This is a genomic window from Actinoplanes sp. NPDC024001, from assembly GCF_040638955.1.
In the GTDB taxonomy this organism is placed as follows: Bacteria; Actinomycetota; Actinomycetes; order Mycobacteriales; family Micromonosporaceae; genus Actinoplanes.
The window spans coordinates 40,721-59,175 of sequence record NZ_JBEZZB010000049.1; the positions used below are offsets into that span (position 1 = coordinate 40,721).

Genomic DNA, 18,455 nt, shown 5'->3' on the forward strand with positions numbered 1-18,455 from the left:
GAGACCCGAGTGCGACGGCGGATGCGCCGCCGGCCGCCCGCCGGTGACCAGGGCTACAGCCTGATGGAGGTCCTGGTCACTACCGGAATCATGTCGGTCGTGCTGGTGGCGGTACTGACCGCCACCGTCCAGATCTACTCCGGCAGCAAGCAGATCGATCAGGTCTCCTTCGCTCGTGACCAGCTCGACAACAGCTTCCGCCGGGTGGACCGTGAACTGCGGTATGCGACCTGGATCAGCACGCCCGGTGTGTTCGGATCCAGCTACTACCTGGAGTACACGCTCCCGCCGCGGGAGAAGAAGCAGGGTGAGACCACGGAGCCTCCGGTCCGCTGCCGGCAGCTCATCTTCGACACGGCGAACGGCGCGTTACGCCTCGCCAGCTGGGACCTGCCCAGCACGAAGCCCGGACCGCCGGTCACCCTCGCTGCCAAGGCGAAGCTCGACGGCGGCGCCGACCCGTTCACCCTTCAGCTGCCGAACAAGGCTCCGTACACCGGCGCGAATGCGGTTAACGCTGGAGTAGGCACCGAGTTCAGCAACTACTTCGAGATGGTCCGTATCCGGTTCGAGGTTCAGGACGGCACGGTCCTGCTGCCCTTTGACAGCGTTTTCACTTCCCAGAACATCACCGCCGTGAACGTCGGGGACAAGGCTGCGGAAGCCGACAAGAAGTGCGGCGAAGGAAGGCCCAAATGATGTTGCATCGCCGTACCGGTGACGACCGCGGATCGCTGCCCCTGGCAATGATGATCGTCACCGTCGGGGTGGTCCTCTCGATCGCGTTCCTGCCGCTGATCGTCCGGCAGGTCACCAGCACGCGGACCCTGGTGGACCGCAACACCGCGCTGTCCGGGGCCCGGATCGGCCTCGACGTCGTGATGGCCCAGATCGCGGCGGCGGCCTTGGACAAGGACGGCCGGGTGGAGGACCTGCCCCCCTGCACGGTCAAGGGTGACGCCGGGGTGGGCGACGAGAAGCTCGAGTACGAGGTCACCATCGAGTACTACGACGAGAACGCCGAAGTCATGACGTGCCCGCTCACCAAGCCGCCGAAGACCGCGAAGCTGACCTCGAAGGGTTCCGGTGCTCTCAACGCGGGCACCACGGACAGCCCGAGCTACAGCAGCCGGACCCTCAATGCCACCTACACGCTCGAACTCAACAACGAGAACATCGACGGCGGTCCGATCTGGATCAGCTCCTCCACGGCCGGCAAGGTCTGCATGGACAGCGGCTCGAAGACACCGGTGTCGGGCGCGGCGGTCAAGATGCAGCTCTGCAACGGCAGCAGCACGCAGCAGTTCCAGTACACCAAGGAGCTGTACCTGCACCTGGTCAACTCGGAGACGACCGCCGCACCGGACGGCATGTGCGTGCACGCGGGTGACTCGCACCTCGCCAACAACGACGTCGTGCTGCGGCCGTGCCCAACCGGCGCCATCGCGCCCGTCTACCAGTGGAGCCTGGACGGCAGCAGCCTGCTGCGTTCCACCAGCTCCTCCCAGGTCGTGGAGGGTCTCTGCATCAGCCTCAAGACCGCCAACAAGACCGACGTGGGGCTCAAGCTGGCGACCTGCGCCGCCACCGGAACGCTGATGGTCTGGCGGTTCGACTACGGCGTCGGTGCCGGCATGGCGGGTGCGCAGACCTTCCAGCTGGTCAACTACGCGCAGTTCAGCCGCTGCCTGGACGTCACCAACCAGAGCGTCACCTACGCGTACATGATCGCGTGGTTCTGCAAGCAGGACCCGAAGGGCAAGGTCGACTGGAACCAGATCTGGGTGCACCCACAACCGGTCGCTCCGGCGAGCGAGAAGAAGGGTCCGATCGTCGTCACCAAGAGCAACGTGAAGTACTGCCTGAAGTCGCCGGAGAAGGCGACCGCCAGCAGCTGGGTGACGGTGGTGCAGTGCCCGGCGAACGTCGCGACCCTCGCGGTCACCGCGCTGCCCAAGGAACTCGTCTGGAACGTGCGCTACGACACCGGCAGCTACACCACCAGCTTCCGGATCGAGGACAACGGCGGACTCTGCCTGCAGCCCACCGATCTGACCAAGGCGACCAAGGACACCACCCACACCGACGGCACCAGCCGGATCATGGTGGCGACCTGCAACAGCTCCGAGCTGCAGAAATGGAACGCCCCGGCGAACCTGACCCAGAAGAGCCCGCTCGGCGGCATCAAGGAGAACTGAGCCGGCTGTGACAGCATGGGCGGCATGTCAGCTCCGTCGGCTGCCGCCCGCGCCCTCGTCGCCGGGGCGTACGACACCCACGTGCACGTCGCCCCGGATGTGATGGAGCGGCGCATCGACGACCTGGACCTGGCCCACCGCTTCGCCGCGGTGGGCCTGGCCGGTTTTGTGCTCAAGTCGCACTACGTGACCACCGCCGAGCGGGCCGCCGTCGTGCGCAAGGCCGTGCCCGGCGTCGACGTGCTCGGCGCGATCACTCTGAACGGGTCGATGGGCGGGATGAATCCGGCGGCCGTCGAGATTGCCGGTCGGCTCGGGGCGCGGATCGTCTGGATGCCCACCGTGGACTCGCGCAATCAGCGCACCAGCACCGCCGGTGACCTTCCCGGTGCGAAACCGGCCATGTGGGGCGCGCTGCAGGCCGACCTGCACGCGCAGGGCATCGTGCCGGACGCCGTCGAGGTGGTCGACCCGTCCGGCGCGGTCCGCGACGACGTGCGCCAGGTGCTGCGGGTCGTCGCCCGGCACGACATGGTGCTGGCGACCGGCCACCTGGCCGCCGCGGAGATCATCGCGGTGGTCCGGGCCGCCCGCGACGAGGGGGTGCGCCGGATCGTGGTCACCCATCCCGAGTTCACCTCGCAGCGGCTGCCGGTGGCCGACCAGCGCGTGCTCGCCGAGATGGGCGCCCTGCTGGAACGCTGCTTCACCACCCCGCACACCGGCAAGGTCACCTGGGACGACCTGTTCGCCGCCATCCGCGCGGTCGGGCCGGAGCATTCGGTGCTCTCCAGCGATCTCGGCCAGCCCTTCAATCCGCCGGTCGAGGACGGGCTCGCCCTCTTCGCCGACCGCCTGCTCGCCGCCGGCTTCACCGAGCACGAGGTGCGCACCATGGCGGTGACCAACACCCGCCTGCTAGCCGCCGCCTGAGCAGCGACTTCCCCGGCTGACCGCCAGTGCTCCTTCTAGCGCGCCGAGCCGAGCCTGCGGGTCAGCCATCTGACCCGGCTGTCGTGCAGTGCTCGCTCTGACACGCTGAGCCGACCCTGCGGGTCAGCTGTGTGGCTTGGCTGTCGTGCAGTGCTGGGTTTGGCGCGTTGAGGCGACCCTGCGGGACAGCCGGTTGGCGTGGCTGGCGTGTGGGGCGGGGTCGGTGGCCGGAGGAGGCGGAGAGCCGGCGGGGGCGATGGCGCGGCGGCGGGGTGAGTTGTGCTTCAGCCCGGCGGTCGCCGGGCGGCCTGGAGTGGGCTGATGATCGCGCATAGCCACGGGAGGAGTAGCTCGGCGGGCGGGGTAGCCCGTACTAAAAGGTGCCGTTGACCTTGATCGGGCCGGAGGCCGCGGTGGCGGTGGCCTGGTAGGTGTCGGCGCCGGCGTCGCGGCTGCCGGCCGGGTGGGTGTATTTCGCGGTGAAGGTGTACGTGCCGGGGGCGAGAGTGTCCGCGGACGACAGGACGAAACGGTAGAGCAGCGCGTCCGGTTCCTCGGTGACCGAGGTGGTGACGCTGGCGCCGGGGGTCTGCTTGGTGCCGCCGCGGGACGCCAGGCCTTCGGTGCGGGCCACCCGGATCACCACCTCCAGGGCGGTGAGTTGCTCGGTCGTCTTCAGGGTGATCACGCTGGCGCCGCCGTCCGGGGCGACCGAGCCGTCGGACCAGAGCGGGCCCTGCGCGACGGAGGGCGGGGTGGCGGTGGCCGGCTTCGACGCGGGCCGGCTGGTGGCGGGCTTCGACGGCGGCGCGGACGGCGACTGCGGTGCCGACTGCGGCGCTGACTGTGACGCCGCCAGCGAAGCAGCCGGCGAGCTCGGGAGCGCACTCGGCGACGGCGCGGACGCGACCGGGCTCGGTGCGGGAGCGGTCGTGGTGGGCGCCGGGGTGGGCACCGCCTGGTCCGGGTCGGCGTCGCCGGCCAGCGCCCAGTTGGCGACACCGCCACCGGCCAGGACCGCGACCACGGCGGCGGCCGCGGCGGCCATCCGGGTGCGGGAGCCGCGCCGCTGTGCGGGGCGCGCCGGATTCATCGCGGTCTGGGTGATCCGGTCGAGCATCGCCTCGCGGTCCGGGCGGTGTGCCGCGGCCTCGGCGCGCAGGGCCGAGCGCAGTTCGTCGTCGGAGAGCCTCACCGTGCCGCCTCCCAACCGTCGATCCGGCTCACGTGGCTGTCACCCAACAGTTCGGCGAGTTGTCGCGCCCCGCGAGAGGTTGCGCTCTTCACCGCGCCGACCGAGATGCCGAGGATCGCGGCGACGTCCTTCTCCGGCAGGTCGAACGCGTACCGCAGGACCACGCACGCCCGCCGGCGGTGCGGGAGCCGGCGCAGGGCGCCGCGCACGTCCAGGACGGCCGGGACGTCGCTCTCCCGGGTACGCCGGAACCCCTCGAACGACAGCAGCCGCTCCCGCCCGCGGCGGCGCACCCAGTTGCGGGCCAGGTTCATCACGATGCCGTGGCCGTAGGCGGCCGGGTCGTCGGCGGCGGTCACCCGGTCCCAGTGCCGCCACACCTCGGTCAGCGCGTCGGCGGCCAGATCGTCGGCGGCCTCGGACTCGCCGGTCATCAGATAGGCCAAACGGGACAGCGAGGCGTGATGCCGCTCGAAATACGCGCGGAACGCGTCGTCGCGCATCGGCACACCACCTCCTGTTCTGGTCCGGACCGGGAGACGTTAGAGATCGCGGTGCGGGTTGGGCAAGGGCGAGACGCGAATATCACCACGGCGACGCCGAAACGGCGTTGTCACACGCCGGCAAACATTGACGTTCATTCACATTTGATGATCAGATTGCGCATGGCTCGGAGATCGCTCGTCGTCCATGTCCTGACCGTCGCCGTCGTTTCGATCCTCCTCCCGCTCACGCCGGCCGTGCCGGCCCGGGCCGCGCTGCTGACCGCTGCGGTGGCGCTGGGTGACAGCTTCATCAGCGGTGAGGGCGCCGGCGCCTATCAGCCGGTCGCCGACGTCAACGGCGCGGCTCAGGGTTTCCCCGGCTGGTCAGCGCCGAACTCGAACGCCTACTTCTGTCACCGGTCGGCGAACGCCTCGATCTTCCGGGCCGACCTGCCCGGTGTCGCGGCCCGGTTCAACCTCGCCTGCTCGGGCGGGCAGCCGCATGACATCGCGGCGGCGTCGAGCAGCCGAGCGAGCGGGCGGCAGGTCGCCGCACAGGTGGATCAATTGCGGACAGTGGCGCGGACCCACGACATCGACCTGGTGCTGCTCGGGCTGGGCTCCAACAACAGCTCCTTCACCTTCGGCGACGTGGCGGTGAAGTGCGCGAACCGGTTCATCGCGGACGCCTGGACCGGGTGGTGGGAGTTCTGGGCGTACCTCAACGGGCCGGTGCCGCAGGAGCCGTGCGCCGCGGACGACCTGGCGACCGCCGCCCAGCTGTCGGCGGCCACGGCGGAGACGGTCCAGGCCGTACGCACCCTGCTGACCGTTCTCGACGAGATCGACGCCGACGGGCAGCACCGGGTGGTGCTGCAGGACTACACCAACCCGCTCCCCACCGACGTGCTGCCCAGCCTCGTCGAGGAGGACGGCCGCCAGGACGACCGGGACAAGTTCCGGGCGCTCGGCGCGGAACGCTACCGGGCCGGCTGCCCGATCCACCGGGCCAGCCTGCCGGCCGGGCACGCCTTCTCGGCCGCGCTCGGTGACCTGGTCGGATCGGTGCACGCCCAGCTGTCACCGCAGTTCCCGCAGCTGGTGCATCTGAACGTGCAGCGCGCCTTCGACGGGGCCCGGCTCTGCGAGGCGACCACCGACCCGGCGGGCGCGCTGGCGACCCCGATCCGGGTGCAGGACGGCACGTCCGGCGTCTTCCTCACCGACCTGGCCGGCTACGACAAGATCGCCATCCAGCGGTTCGCCAACACGTGCGTCACCTATTTCCAGACGTGCCAGGAGTCGTGGCACCCGAACGCGGCCGGGCACGGCGTCCTCGGCAGGTGCCTGACCGGTGCCGCCGCCACCGCGGCCCGCAAGGTCAACTGCGTACGCGAGCCGGACGGAACCGTGAGGGTCGGCTGAGTGTGGGAGTTCGGGTGCGACACACACCCGAACTCCCCACTGTCACTCCTCGCGCGGGACGGGGACCGGGGCGACCCGCCAGATGCGCGCCGCATAGTCGGCGACCGTCCGGTCGGCGGAGAAGAAGCCGCTGCGGGCCGTGTTCATCACCGACATGCGGTCCCAGGTGGCCTGGTCGCGCCACACCCGTTCGACCTGGTCCTGGCAGTCCACGTAGGAGCGGTAGTCGGCCAGCGTCAGGTATTCGTCCCAGCCGAGCAGCGAACCGGCCACCTCGTGCCCGACCCCGCCGAACGCGCCGGACTGGATGGCGTCGATCGCGGCCCGCAGTTCGGCGTCGTTCTCGTAGTGGTCGCGCGCCCGGTATCCGCTGTAGCGCAGGTCGGCGGCCTGGAAGGCGTCCAGCCCGAAGAGGAAGAAGTTCTCCTCGCCGACCCGGGCCCGGATCTCGATGTTCGCGCCGTCCAGCGTGCCGATGGTGAGCGCGCCGTTGAGGGCCAGCTTCATGTTGCCGGTGCCGGACGCCTCCTTGCCGGCGAGCGAGATCTGCTCGCTCAGGTCGGCCGCCGGAATGATCCGCTCGGCGAGCGTCACGTTGTAGTTCTCGGCGAAAACCACCTTCAGGTACGGCGAGACCACCGGATCCGCCGCGATGGTGGCCCCCACCGCGTTGATCAGCCGGATGATGTCCTTCGCCGCGTGGTACGCCGGCGCCGCCTTCCCGGCGAACAGCACGGTCCGCGGCACCCAGTCGGCGCCCGGGTCGTTCCGGATCCGGTGGTAGAGCGTGATGATGTGCAGCAGCTTGAGTTGCTGCCGCTTGTACTCGTGGAACCGCTTGATCATCACGTCGGTGAGCGAGTCCGGGTCGCCCGCGGCCAGGTCGACCTTGTTGGCCCGCTTGATCGCCCGCCACCGTTCCAGGAACGACGCGTCGCCGGCGAGCGCCTCCAGCCCGGCCAGCCGATCCAGGTCGCTGAGCCAGCCGTCGCCACCCAGGCCCTCGGTGATCAGATCGGAGAGCCGCGGATTGGCGATCTTGATGAAGCGGCGCGGGGAGATGCCGTTCGTGACGTTCTGGAACTTGGCCGGCCACAGGTCGGCGAAGTCGTTGAGCACGGTCTCCCGCAGCAGCTTGGAGTGCAGCTCGGCGACGCCGTTGACGGCTTCGGTGCCGACCACCGCGAGGTGCGCCATGCGGACCCGGCGCTCCGGCTCCTCCTGGATGATCGACATCCGCCGGAGCCGGTCGGTGTCGCCCGGGAACCGCTCCTCGACCTCGCGCAGGAACAGCATGTTGATCAGGTAGATGATCTCCAGGTGCCGGGGGAGCAGCCGCTCGAAGACGTGCACCGGCCAGGTCTCCAGCGCCTCCGGCAGCAGGGTGTGACAGGTGTAGGCGAACGTGCGCCGGGTGATCGACCAGGCCTGCTCCCACTCCAGCTCGTACTCGTCGACGAGCAGCCGCATCAGCTCGGCGATGGCGATCGTCGGGTGCGTGTCGTTGAGCTGGATGACGGTCTTGTCGGCGAAGTCGTCCCAGTTCTCGTTGCGGATCTTGAAGCGCCGGATGATGTCGCGCAGCGAGCACGAGCAGAGGAAGTACTGCTGCTTGAGCCGCAGCTCACGGCCGAGCTCGGTGCTGTCGTCGGGGTAGAGGACCTTGCTGATGTTCTCGGCGCGGACCGCTTCCTGGACCGCCTCCGCGTACTGCCCCGCGGAGAACCGGGACAGGTCGAACGAGGCCTCACTGCCGCGGGCCCGCCACAGCCGGACGATGTTGACCGTCTCGGTGCCGTAACCGGGGACCAGCATGTGGCTGGGCTCGCCGAGCACGATCTCCCCGGGCACCCAGCGCTTGCGGGTCTGCGAACCGGGGATCGGCTCGGTGTGGCCGTAGAAGCCGACGGTCTGCCGGTCGTCCGGCGCCGGGAACTCCCACGGGTTGCCCTGGAACGCCCAGTCGTCCGGGCCTTCCGCCTGGGCGCCGCCGGCCAGGGACTGTTTGAAGATGCCGAAGTCGTACCGGATGCCGTAGCCGACCGCCGGGATGTCCCGGGTGGCCATCGCGTCGACCAGGCAGGCGGCGAGCCGGCCCAGGCCGCCGTTGCCCAGGCCGGGCTCGACGTCGAGGTCCTCGAGCTCCTCGAGGGTGAAGCCGAGTGTCTTGACCGCCTCGGCCGCCAGCTCGCCGGTGCCGGAATAGAGCAGGTTCTGTTCGAGCTGCGCGCCCAGCAGGTACTCCGCGGAAAGGTAGTACACCCAGCGTGGGTTGGTGGCGAAGTGCGCGGCCGCGGTGCGGGCCCGGCGTTCAGCGAGCCGGTCGCGCACGGTCAGGGACAACGTCTCGTACGCGTCCCGGGCGCTGGCCGACTCCACCGTGGTGCCACGCCGGTAGTAGAGCGTGCTCAACAGGTCCTGCTGGAACTCATCGGCGGTCTTGCCGAGACGGCGCAGACCGATGCCCTGGCGAAGATCCATGCGGCCCATTGTGCCCGCCGTACGTTTCCGATGACTGCCGTTCCCGCTTCAGCACGGCGAAGTCGCGCCCAAAGTCCGAGATCTGACCGGTTCCTCCGGATGTCCGGTTGCGCCGTTCGGCAGGGTCATCTCCGCATTCGCCGGGCCGGGTCGGCCGCTCGTCGGAACCGGGTCCACCGTGGACCGAAAGGGATCATCGCGGCGAGGCCGTGACGCCGGCCAGCTCGGCGCGGGAGTGGATTTCCAGCTTCTGGTAGGCGTGCGCCAGGTGGGTCTCCACGGTGCGCCGGCTCAGGGTCAGCTGTTCGGAGATCTGCCGGTTGGTGAGCCCGCGGGTGGCGAGGCCGACCACCGCACGTTCCGCGTCGGTGAGCGCGTCCATCCCGTGCCGGGCGGTTCGCCGCGGCCGGGCGCCGGCCGCGCGCAGCTCGGCCAGGGCACGCCCGGCCAGCCGGGCCGCGCCGCCGGCGTCCGCGATCTCCAGCGCGGCGCGCAGCGGCTCGCGCGCCTCGCCGCGCCGGTTGGCCCGGCGCAGCGCCCCACCAAGATCATGCAAGGCGTACGCGTACTGCAGGCGGCCCGGGCCGTCGCCGGTCGCCTGGACCGCGCGTTCGAGCAGGGCGATGCGGTCGGCTCCCGCACTGACCAGGGCGGACGCCCGCAGTGCCGCGCCGATCGCCTCCGGCGCGCCGGTCCGCAGGGCCGACTCGAGGTATGTCTCGGCGGTGCGGCGTGCCCGGTCCGGCCGGTTCATCGCGAGGTACGCCCGGACCGCCCCGGCCGGCCAGCAGACCAGCACCGGGTGGCTGATGTCGAGTTCCGCCCAGCGGGCGGCGGCGTCGAGCAGATCGTCCAGCGCGGGTCCCGGCCGCCCCTGTGCCATCCGCAACCGGGCCCGGCTCTGCAGGAACATCGGAGCGGTGAGCGCGTGCGCCGGCGGCTCCCCGAGACCGGCCGAGGCGATCACCGTCTCGGCCCCGGCGGCCCGGTCGGCCTCGACCAGCGCCTCGATGAGCGGCGTCAGGGCCCACAGCATCGCGGCCGCCGGTGTGGTGCCAGTGGCGATCTTGAAGTCCAGGGCGGCGCGTGCCTCGGTGGCGGCCTCGCTGACCGCGCCGGCCGGGAGCAGGGCGAGCGCCCGCAGGAAGCCGCCGTGCGCGACCGTGCTCGGCCAACCCCGCGCCCGGCCGTCGGCGATCATTCCGTCGGCCAGCGCCAGCGCCCGGTCCAGGTGACCGCCGGCGGTGAGCATGACGGCGGCGGCCGTGGGCAGCAGCGAGTCGGTCTCGGCGGCCAGCGCGCCGGTGTCGAGCAGGGGCGCGAGCAGGGCGAGACACTCGCCCGGCGGCCAGCCGGCGAAGGTGGCCTCGGCGACGGCGGCAACCCGCCAGAGCTCCGGCGGCCCGTCGACCTGCCAGGCCCGCGCGGCAGGTGAGATCTCCGCGGCCGGGCGGGCGGCAAAGGTGGCCGGTGTTTCCGCGGCCGCGCGGGCGGCCGGTGTCTCCGCGGCGGGCCGGGCCGGGGCGGCCGGCGACCGGGTGGCCAGGCGGGCGCGGGCGAGGGCGCCGGCCGCCGGCCGGGTGCGGCTGTCGGTCCAGGCGTTGGCGGCCCACTCCGCCTCGATCCGGGCCAGGGTGTCCGGGGGAACACCGGCGGGACGGTCCAGGACCAGCCGGTACAGGTCGATCGCCGCCGGCTGGTCGCCGGTCAGCGCCAGGGCCCGCCCGCAGCGCAGGGCCGCGTCCGCCCGGTCGGCCGGCGCGTCGATGCCGGCCACCAGCCGGCGGGCCAGCTCGTTCGCGCCGGCCTGCCGTCCGGCCGCCAGGGCCAGGGCCAGGTCGAGCCGGATCGCGGTCTCGGTGTGGCGCTCGGCGGGTGGTTCGTTCAGGGCCCGGCGCAGGAACGTCACGGCGACCTCCGGCGCGCCCCGGGAGGTGGCGTGGCGGGCCGCGGCGCGCAGCAGGCCGATGGCGAAGTCGTCGCCGACGGGTTCGGCGTGCAGCAGGTGCAGGGCGGCCCGCTCGGGGTCGCCGGCGTTTGTGGCGGCCAGCAGCCGGGCGGCCCGGGAGTGCAGGACGCCACGCAGGCCGGGACCCATCCCGTCGTAGAGGGCGGTGGCGACGATCGGATGGGCCAGCACCGGCGCCGCGTCCGCGCTGAGCAGCCCGGACGCGCGCATCGCGTCGGTCAGGACGGCCGCGCGGTCCACCGGCAGGCCGGCGAGCGCGGCCGCGTGCCGCAGGGTGGCGGCCGGACCGAGAACGGCGAGCGCCCGGGCCAGGTCCACGGCGCCGCCGGGGAACCGCCGCAGGTGCTGCTCCACCCAGCGGTGCACCCGGTCCGGGCCGGTGCCGAGAGCCGTCACGCCGTCGTCGTCCGGGGTGGCGCCGTTCGCTCGTACCTCGCTGAGCAGGACCGACAACAGGAAGGGATTGCCGCCGGTGGCGGCGTGACAGGCGCGGGCGAAGCCCGGCGTCGCGCCGGGCAGTGCCGAGCCGATCAACCGGGCCGCCGAGGCCGGATCGAGGGGTCGCGGGCGGACCGGGGTGGCGGTCGCGGTCAGCTCGCCGAGGATCCGCGGATCGGCGGCCGGCTCACCGGTGCTGGCGGCCAGGATGGCCACGATCGGAAGCTCGTCGATCCGCCGGGCCAGGCCCACCAGCCAGCGCAGGGACGGCGCGTCCGCCCAATGCACGTCGTCGACGCAGAGCACCGCCGGGGTCCGGCCGGCGTGGTGGGCGGTGAGCCAGAACAGGCCGTGCGCCGCCGCGTACATCGCCTCCACGTCGTGGCCGGTCACCGGCGGATCGGCGGTGAGCACCCGGTCGGCCGGCTCGGCCGGCCCGCGACAGATCGCCGCCCAGCCGTCGGTGGCGCGGACCGGCGCGAACACCTGCCGGGCGATGCCGAAGGCGAAGTCCTGCTCCAGCGGATTACCGCGGGCCCGCAGCACGGTCATGCCGTGATCCGCGGCCCGGGCCGCGGCGGCGTCGAGCAGCGTGGTCTTGCCGATCCCGGCCGGCCCCTCGACGACCAGCAGCCGGCCGGCGCCGGACGCGGCGGCGGCCAGGCCGCCGGCCAGCACCGACAGCTCCGCCTCACGCCCCCATGGCGTCCCGGTCATCGTCCTGCTCCCGGTGAAACCTCAGTAGTCGTTCCACGATGAGCCCGCGCGGCGCCACGCGCCAGCCTGGCGAACACAACACGACAGCCGGGAGGCGACGATGACCACCACCGATGCGTACGTGCTCGGGCGCACCGATGCCGAGTACGAGCGACTACGCGTCCAGGCGAGGATCTGGCAGGACGCGACCGCGACGCTGTTCGACCGGGCCGGGCTCAGCGCCGGGGCCCGCTGCCTGGACGTCGGCTGCGGGCCGGGCGAGACGATGCGGCTGATGGCCGAGCGGACCGGCCCGGGCGGCACGGTCACCGGGATGGACGTCGACGCGACGCTCGGCACGGCCGCGGTGCGGATGCTGCACGACGCGGGCCACCGGCAGTGCCGGTTCGTGGCCGGCGACGCGATCCGCGACGAGCCGCCGCCCGGCGGATACGACCTGGTCTTCGCACGGTTACTGCTGATGCACGTCACCGACCCGGTGACCGTGCTGCGCCGGATGTGGGAGTGGACCGCGCCCGGCGGGCACCTCGTCGTGCAGGACTACGACCTGCGCACCGTCGGCGTCTACCCGGATCTGCCGCTGGTCGACGAGTGGCGGCGGGTCTTCCTCGGCACGTTCACCACGGCCGGCCGGGAGATCCGGATGGGCCACCGGTTGCCGGCGCTGTTCGCCGAGGCCGGGATCGGTGAGCCGGACGGGATCGAGGTGGCCGGCCGGATGGAACCCCTGGCGCGGGCCGGCGGGATGCTCACCGCCACCTACCGCAGTGTGGCGCCGGCCGCGATCTCGCTCGGCGTGGCCACCGAGGCGCAGCGTGACGCCTGGCTGACCGACATGGAGCGGGCCGTGGTGGAGCAGGGCGGGCACACCGCGATGTGGCCGTTGATGATCGGCGCCTACCGGGCCAAGGCTCGTCGATAGCCGAGGCGGGTGGGACACTCCTCTTCCCGTGGGACCGACCCGCGGGAGGGGGAGGGAAGCCGGTGCTGGGCTCGTTGCTGCCGTCGTCGGTGGTCACCGCCGAGGCGTTCGCGGACGACGAGGCCGAAGGATCCTTCCCCGGCGAGGAGGACCTGGTCGCGACCGCGGCACCGGGGCGGCGGCGCGAGTTCGTCACCGCGCGGCGCTGTGCGCGGGAGGCCCTGGCCGGGCTCGGGCATCCGCCGGTGGCGATCCGGCCCGGACCACGCCGTGAACCGGTCTGGCCGGCCGGTCTGGCGGGGAGCATCACCCACTGCGCCGGATACCGGGCGGCGGCTGTCACCCGTACCGAAGAGGTGGCGAGCGTGGGCATCGACGCCGAGCCGCACGCACCGCTGCCGCCGCGCGTGCTGGGCGCGGTGACCGCGCCGGGCGACGCCGAGCACCTGGCGCGCCTGTCGCGCGCCGAACCGGCCGTGCACTGGGACCGGCTGCTCTTCAGCGCCAAGGAGGCCGTCTACAAGGCCTGGTACCCGCTGACCCGGCGATGGCTCGGCTTCGACGAGGCGAACCTGACCGTCGATCCGGCGGCCGGCGCGTTCACCGCGCGGCTGCGCGTCGACGGCGCCCGGATCGACGGCGGGCCGCCGCTCACCGCCCTGCACGGCCGCTACCTCGTCGAACGCGGTCTGGTGGTAACCGCGGTATGGGTACCGTGCCGGTGACCTCCGTTCCGCCGCGGACCCCGCGCACCGTCCCACCGGTGATCGTGGACAGTCCCGTGACCCTGCGCCCCAACCGGCACCTGCGCGACGTGCTGACCGCGCGGGGCTGTCCGCTCACCTACGCCGAGTTCGCCGGCGGGCACGACCGGCTCTGCCGGCGGGAACGGCTCGGCGACGCCCTGGCCGGCCTGCTGCGGTCAGCGGCATAGCTCGGGCGGCGCGACACTGTCCTGCCGGCTCGCCAGCTCGGCCAGAACGCAGAGCTCCCGGACCGCCGCACCGGTGTCCAGCTGCCACACCGCGGTCGTCTCGTCGCTGCCGGAACTGGCCAGCAGCCGGCCGTCCGGCGAGAAGGCGACGCTGATCGAGCTGTCGGCGTGCCCGCTCAGCACCGCCGTCAACTCGTGGGTGCCGACGTCCCACAGCTGGACCGGCCCGCCGGTGGCGGTCGCGGCGATCGTGCGCCCGTCCGGCGCGAAGGCGATCCGGTCGATCTTGCCGAGCTGGGCCGGAGTGGACCACAGCGAGCGGGCGCCGTCCGGGGTGCGTACGTCGACGGCCCGGCTCGTCCCGGCGACCGCGAGGAACCGGCCGTCCGGGGCGGTCGCGAGGTCGAGGACCTGGTGCTCGCCGAGGTCGTGCCGGCCGGCCGGGGCCAGGTCCGCGGTACGCCACGACCACAACTCGGACCGGGCGGTGTCGACTCTCGTGAGCGCGGCCAGCACTGTGGCCCCGTCCGCGGAGAAGGCCACCGCGAAGGCACTGTGCGGCAACCGGATCTTCTTGATCATCCGGCGCTGCCGCAGGTCGTAGACCACGAGTTCCTCCGGGATACCGGTCCGGTCGGCGAGGAGATCCGCCATGCCTTCCCCGGTCGGCACGGCGAGCACGGTCCCGTCGGGGGAGATCGCCAGGTCCGTGGGATCACCGGTCAGGGGCACGGTGGCGGTCAGCCGCCCGTCGGGCTCGCGCAGTTGCACGGCCCGCGAACCGGTGCCGTCCTGGCTGCTGCCGGTCGCCACGATCAGCATGCTGTCCGGCGTGTAGCCCAGCGCGCGCGGTGTCCCGCCGGTCTCGAACGAGCTGATCAACCGCCGGGATCTGGCGTCCCAGACGCGAACCCGGCCGTCGTCCCCGGCCGCGGCCAGCCGGCGGCCGTCCGGCGAGAAGGCCACGTCGCGGACCTTGCTCTCGTTCCGCAGCCAGTTCGTTCCGCGCCGGAAGACAGTCGTCGGCTGGTTGTGGCCGGTCACCACGATGAGCTGGCCGTCGGCGGAAGCCGCGGAGGCGTCCACGTTGCCCTCCCCGTGCTGCATCGTGCCGATCGTCTCGCTCGTCAAGGACCACAGGCTCACCGTGGTGGCGCCGCTCTTGCCGATGACGACGCCGTCGCTGGTGACGGTGATCCGGCCGGAACCCGACAGATCCGCCGTGGAGTTCAGCGCGCGCAGTTTCCGGCCGGACGGGATCGCCCAGTGGGTGAGCAGACCGTGGCGGTTCACGCCGACCAGGGAGCCGTCCGGCGCGAACGCCACGCTCATGGTGTCCGGGACGTCGGTCACCGCCCGGCTGTCGGCGAGCCGCCAGACCCGGACCGGGGTGTCGCGGCCCTTGGCCATCGCCACGTGGCTGCCGTCCGGGCTGATCGCCAGGTCGAAGCCGAGATAGTCGCCGACGGGCATCGACCGGAGCAGCCGGCCCCGGGCGGCGTCCCAGAAACCCAGCTGGAACTGATCATCGGCCGGCTCGCTCCGGCTGGCCACCAGCGTGGCGGTGCCGGGCAGCCAGCCGACCGCGCCGCTCGCCTTCAACGTGTGCAGCGCACGCCGTGTGGCCACGTCCCACACCTTCACGCCGTCGGCCGTGAACACGCCGGACGCCAGGAACCGGCCGTCCGGTGAGAACTCCAGCGATGCCACGAGCGACGGGTCGCCGGCGTACAGGGGTTCGCCCGTCTCGCGCAACGTGGCGGTGTCCCACAATCGGATCGTCCCGTCCAGATGGCCGATGGCGATCAGCGCACCGTCCGGGCTGACCGACGCGGCGGACCCGCCGTTCGCGGTGCCGAGCCGGCCCCGGAGGCTCACCATCCGGGCCGAGAGCACCGCGCCCCGAGCCTCCGTGGTCGGCGCCTCCTGCCAGGCCTGAAGGGCGCGCCGGACCGCCTGCGTGTCGTCCCACAGCAGGGCGTTCACCGACTCGGCCGCGTACTGCCGGGACAGCGACTCCCGCCCGCGCGCCTCCGCCCGCTCCTGCTGCTGCAGCGCGAACACTCCGCCACCCACCGCCAGCAGCAGCGCCACCGCCAGCCCGGCGACCAGCCGGCGCAGCCGCCGGGTGCCGCGGCGCTTCGCCTCCTCCGCGCGCTCGGCGGCCGCCCAGCCCGCCGCCAGGTATTGAGCGACCACCGGCGGCACGCCCTCACCGTCCGGAACCCGCTCCCGGGCGGCCAGCAGCCGCGAACCGCGCGGCAGCAGATCCGGGTCCCGGCCGGACCGGTCCCAGTCCTCGGCCGCCTCGGTCACCTGGCGGCGCAGCAGCAGGTCCTCGCGCGCCTCGGTGAGCCAGCCGGCCAGCCGCGGCCAACTGGTCAGCAGCGCCTCATGGCTGATCTCCACGGTCTCCGCGCCGACCGTGACCAGCCGGGCCTTCACCAGCCGGCGCAGCACCCGCGAATCGGCGGCGGCCCGCTCGCCGCGGCGGCGCACCACCGTCCCGGTCCCGGTCACCGTGACCAGCCCGAGCAGCGCCTCCCTCAGCCGCTCCCGATCCTCCAGGTCGAGCTCCAGATAGATCCGCTCAGCCGTCTCCGCGACCGCGTGCCGGATCCCGCCGGTCGCCCGGTAGGCCCCCACGGTGAGCCGGGCACCCTCCCGCCGGTCCCAGGTGGCCCGCAACGCGTGCGCCAGCAGGGGCAGCGCGCCCGGCTCGTACCCGTCCCGGCCGTCCGCGCCCAGGTCCCGCAGCAGCAGGTCGGGCAGGCCCGGCTCGACGCTCAACCCGGCCTGCTCGGCCGGCTCCACCACGGCCCGGCGGATCGCGCCGGCGTCCAGCGGGCCGAGGACGACATGCCCGGCGGCGAGCACCTTCGCGAGTGGGGGCAGCTCCACACAGGCCGGATAGAAATCCGATCGGACGGCGATGACCACCAGCGCCGGGGCTGCCGTGGTCAGGGCGGTCACGTAGGCGAGCCGCTCGGCCGGGTCGGCGCACTGGGTGAACAGCTCCTCGAACTGATCCACGACGATCACGGGACGGCGGCCGGCGGCGGTGGCCTCGGCGGCCAGCTCACCCACCAGCTGCGGTCTCGCACTGCCCGCCCCGGCCGTAACCGGCAGCCGCCGCGGTTCCGCGCCGCTCGCCTCGATCACCGCTCGCGGCCGTTGCGGCTCCTCCCCGTTCGTGCCGGTTGCGGCTTTCGCGTCGGCTCCCGTTGGTGGCTGCTGTGGTTGCTCGCTGTTCGTGTCGATGGCGGGCTGTTGTGGTTGGTCGTTGGTGGTGTCGATGGCGGGCTGCTGTGGCTGGTCGTTGGTGGTGTCGATGGCGGGCTGCTGTGGTTCGTCGTTGGTGGTGTCGGCTGCGGCCTGTTGCGGTGGTTCGTTGTTGGTGTCGGTTGTGGCTTGTTGCGGTGGCTCGCTGCTCGGCCCGGTTTCCGCCTGTCGGTGCGGCTCCTTGCCGTTCGCGTCGGCCACCGCCCGCAGGCGCTGCACGAGGGCTGCGAGCGGGCGTACCCCCGGGGTCGTCAAAACCCACGGCCAAGCCGCAGCCTCCGCGCCCAGCGTGCCCCCGGCAATGCCGGGCAGCAGACCCGCACGCACCAGCGAAGACTTCCCGGCGCCGGACACCCCGGTGATCACCAGGGGCGGGCCGCCGACGGCCTGCTCGGCCAGCCGGCCGAGCAACTCCGCGACCTGCGACTCGCGGCCACGGAACCAGGGCGCGTCCTCCGGCTGAAAACTGACCAGCCCCGGGTACGGCGGAACCGCACCCGGCGGCACATCCGCCGGCACCGGATCGTCCGCCGGCAACTGCTCCCGCGTGAAGGCCACCAGATGCCGGCGCACCTCGGCAAGCTGCTGATGCAGGGTCAGGCTCTGGACCGCGAGCTGTTGCCGCAGACCGTCCACACTCTCCCGGACGTCCGCGAGCATCCAGTGCAGCTCGCCGACACCGGTGCCCAGCTCCTGAAACGCCCCCTCCAGGGCGTGCCGCAGCTCCTCGTCGGTGACCGCCGCCTCGGAGATCGCCGTGCCGACCGCGTCCACCTGGCGCAGCACCCGCGAGATCTCCTCCTGCAGCGCCCGCCCCTGCTCGTCGGCGGCCGCCAACCGGGGCAGCAGATCCGCCGCGATGGCATCCCGCCACTGCTCCTCGGTAGGTTTCGCCTCGCCGTCCCGCAACCGCCGGGCCGTCCCGGCCAGAGCGTCCGACAGGAAGTTGCTGCCCACCCCACCGAGCTGATCCAGCGCGGCCGCGAACTCGGCGCTCGCCCCGAGCCCCGCCCCGGCAACCGGCGCCACCGCCGAGGCGGTGAGAAAGGCCAAGATCGCGTACGGGCTGGCCGAACGCACCCGCGCCTTCGCCCGCCGCCCGGCGTCCCGCACCCAGGCCCGCACCCCGGCGCGCGCCTGCTCAGCAGCGCGCGCCTGCTCAGCGGCGTGGTTGGTTTCCGGATCGCGCACGGTCGCCGTCCTTCGTGGACATCGATACGCCTCGGCGTCTCATGATGGCACTGCCGCGCGACCCGCCGGGCGCGATCTGCTCGCTGCCTTGTCGTTGCTCTTGAGTGTCCAGGCAAGTTCGCGCGAGTCTCACGCCCAGCCGCCGCTCTGGCTCGCGTGCCAGCCCGCGCCCCGCGGCGCCGGATCCGGTTAGTACTGCTACGGCGGTTCGTAGCTTCCGAGCGTGCTGAGTCGTTTGCGGTAGTGGGAGTCACGGGATCGTTGAAGGCAGCGGCGGCGGAAGGT

Annotated in this window: 12 protein-coding genes; 7 read left to right on the forward strand and 5 right to left on the reverse strand. The window is 72.6% G+C overall.

The window, feature by feature from the left end; genetic code table 11:
• The first annotated feature begins 9 nt into the window (after positions 1–9).
• The 3 genes from AB0F81_RS20610 to AB0F81_RS20620 are packed head-to-tail and all read left to right on the forward strand — an operon-like array spanning position 10 to position 3,131.
• Positions 10–699: a prepilin-type N-terminal cleavage/methylation domain-containing protein gene (locus AB0F81_RS20610; protein ID WP_360199498.1), complete on the forward strand. Its 690-nt coding sequence runs from the start codon at positions 10–12 to the stop codon at positions 697–699.
• Positions 696–2,198, forward strand: coding sequence for a ricin-type beta-trefoil lectin domain protein (locus tag AB0F81_RS20615; RefSeq protein WP_360199500.1), 1,503 nt, complete (start codon positions 696–698; stop codon positions 2,196–2,198). Before AB0F81_RS20610 ends, AB0F81_RS20615 begins: the two co-directional genes overlap by 4 nt.
• Before the next feature lie 24 nt (positions 2,199–2,222).
• Complete coding sequence (locus tag AB0F81_RS20620; RefSeq protein WP_360199502.1) at positions 2,223–3,131, forward strand: DUF6282 family protein; 909 nt, start codon at positions 2,223–2,225, stop codon at positions 3,129–3,131.
• Positions 3,132–3,504: 373 nt separating this feature from the next.
• Here the strand turns inward: AB0F81_RS20620 and AB0F81_RS20625 are convergent, their stop codons facing one another.
• Both AB0F81_RS20625 and AB0F81_RS20630 read right to left on the reverse strand, forming a co-directional pair.
• The gene (locus AB0F81_RS20625) at positions 3,505–4,326 is read right to left on the reverse strand and encodes a hypothetical protein (RefSeq protein ID WP_360199504.1); all 822 of its coding nucleotides are present in this window, start codon (positions 4,324–4,326) and stop codon (positions 3,505–3,507) included.
• Entirely contained in the window at positions 4,323–4,829 is a 507-nt protein-coding gene (locus AB0F81_RS20630) for a SigE family RNA polymerase sigma factor (RefSeq protein ID WP_360199506.1), read from the reverse strand. The genes AB0F81_RS20625 and AB0F81_RS20630 overlap by 4 nt, the downstream gene beginning before the upstream one ends.
• Before the next feature lie 156 nt (positions 4,830–4,985).
• Here AB0F81_RS20630 and AB0F81_RS20635 point away from each other — a divergent pair, with 156 nt between their 5' ends.
• On the forward strand, positions 4,986–6,236 hold the full coding sequence (locus AB0F81_RS20635) for a hypothetical protein (RefSeq protein ID WP_360199526.1): 1,251 nt from the start codon (positions 4,986–4,988) through the stop codon (positions 6,234–6,236).
• Positions 6,237–6,278: 42 nt separating this feature from the next.
• Here the strand turns inward: AB0F81_RS20635 and AB0F81_RS20640 are convergent, their stop codons facing one another.
• Together AB0F81_RS20640 and AB0F81_RS20645 are read right to left on the reverse strand one after the other, a co-directional pair.
• Positions 6,279–8,717, reverse strand: coding sequence for a glycogen/starch/alpha-glucan phosphorylase (locus AB0F81_RS20640; protein WP_360199508.1), 2,439 nt, complete (start codon positions 8,715–8,717; stop codon positions 6,279–6,281).
• Positions 8,718–8,910: 193 nt separating this feature from the next.
• On the reverse strand, positions 8,911–11,841 hold the full coding sequence (locus AB0F81_RS20645) for an AAA family ATPase (protein WP_360199510.1): 2,931 nt from the start codon (positions 11,839–11,841) through the stop codon (positions 8,911–8,913).
• 100 nt (positions 11,842–11,941) lie between these two features.
• Between AB0F81_RS20645 and AB0F81_RS20650 the strand changes: the two genes are divergently transcribed.
• The 3 genes from AB0F81_RS20650 to AB0F81_RS20660 all read left to right on the forward strand — a co-directional run bounded on the left by AB0F81_RS20650 (position 11,942) and on the right by AB0F81_RS20660 (position 13,697).
• Positions 11,942–12,763 (forward strand): methyltransferase domain-containing protein, encoded by an 822-nt coding sequence (locus AB0F81_RS20650; protein WP_360199512.1) that lies wholly within the window; start codon positions 11,942–11,944, stop codon positions 12,761–12,763.
• 62 nt (positions 12,764–12,825) lie between these two features.
• Positions 12,826–13,488, forward strand: a complete 663-nt coding sequence (locus tag AB0F81_RS20655; RefSeq protein WP_360199514.1) for a 4'-phosphopantetheinyl transferase superfamily protein — start codon at positions 12,826–12,828, stop codon at positions 13,486–13,488.
• Positions 13,485–13,697 carry a hypothetical protein gene (locus tag AB0F81_RS20660; protein WP_360199516.1) on the forward strand — a complete coding sequence of 71 codons (213 nt, stop codon included), beginning with the start codon at positions 13,485–13,487 and terminating at the stop codon, positions 13,695–13,697. Before AB0F81_RS20655 ends, AB0F81_RS20660 begins: the two co-directional genes overlap by 4 nt.
• Here the strand turns inward: AB0F81_RS20660 and AB0F81_RS20665 are convergent.
• Positions 13,686–18,170, reverse strand: coding sequence for a hypothetical protein (locus AB0F81_RS20665; protein ID WP_360199518.1), 4,485 nt, complete (start codon positions 18,168–18,170; stop codon positions 13,686–13,688). The genes AB0F81_RS20660 and AB0F81_RS20665 overlap by 12 nt on opposite strands.
• Positions 18,171–18,455: the final 285 nt, after the last annotated feature.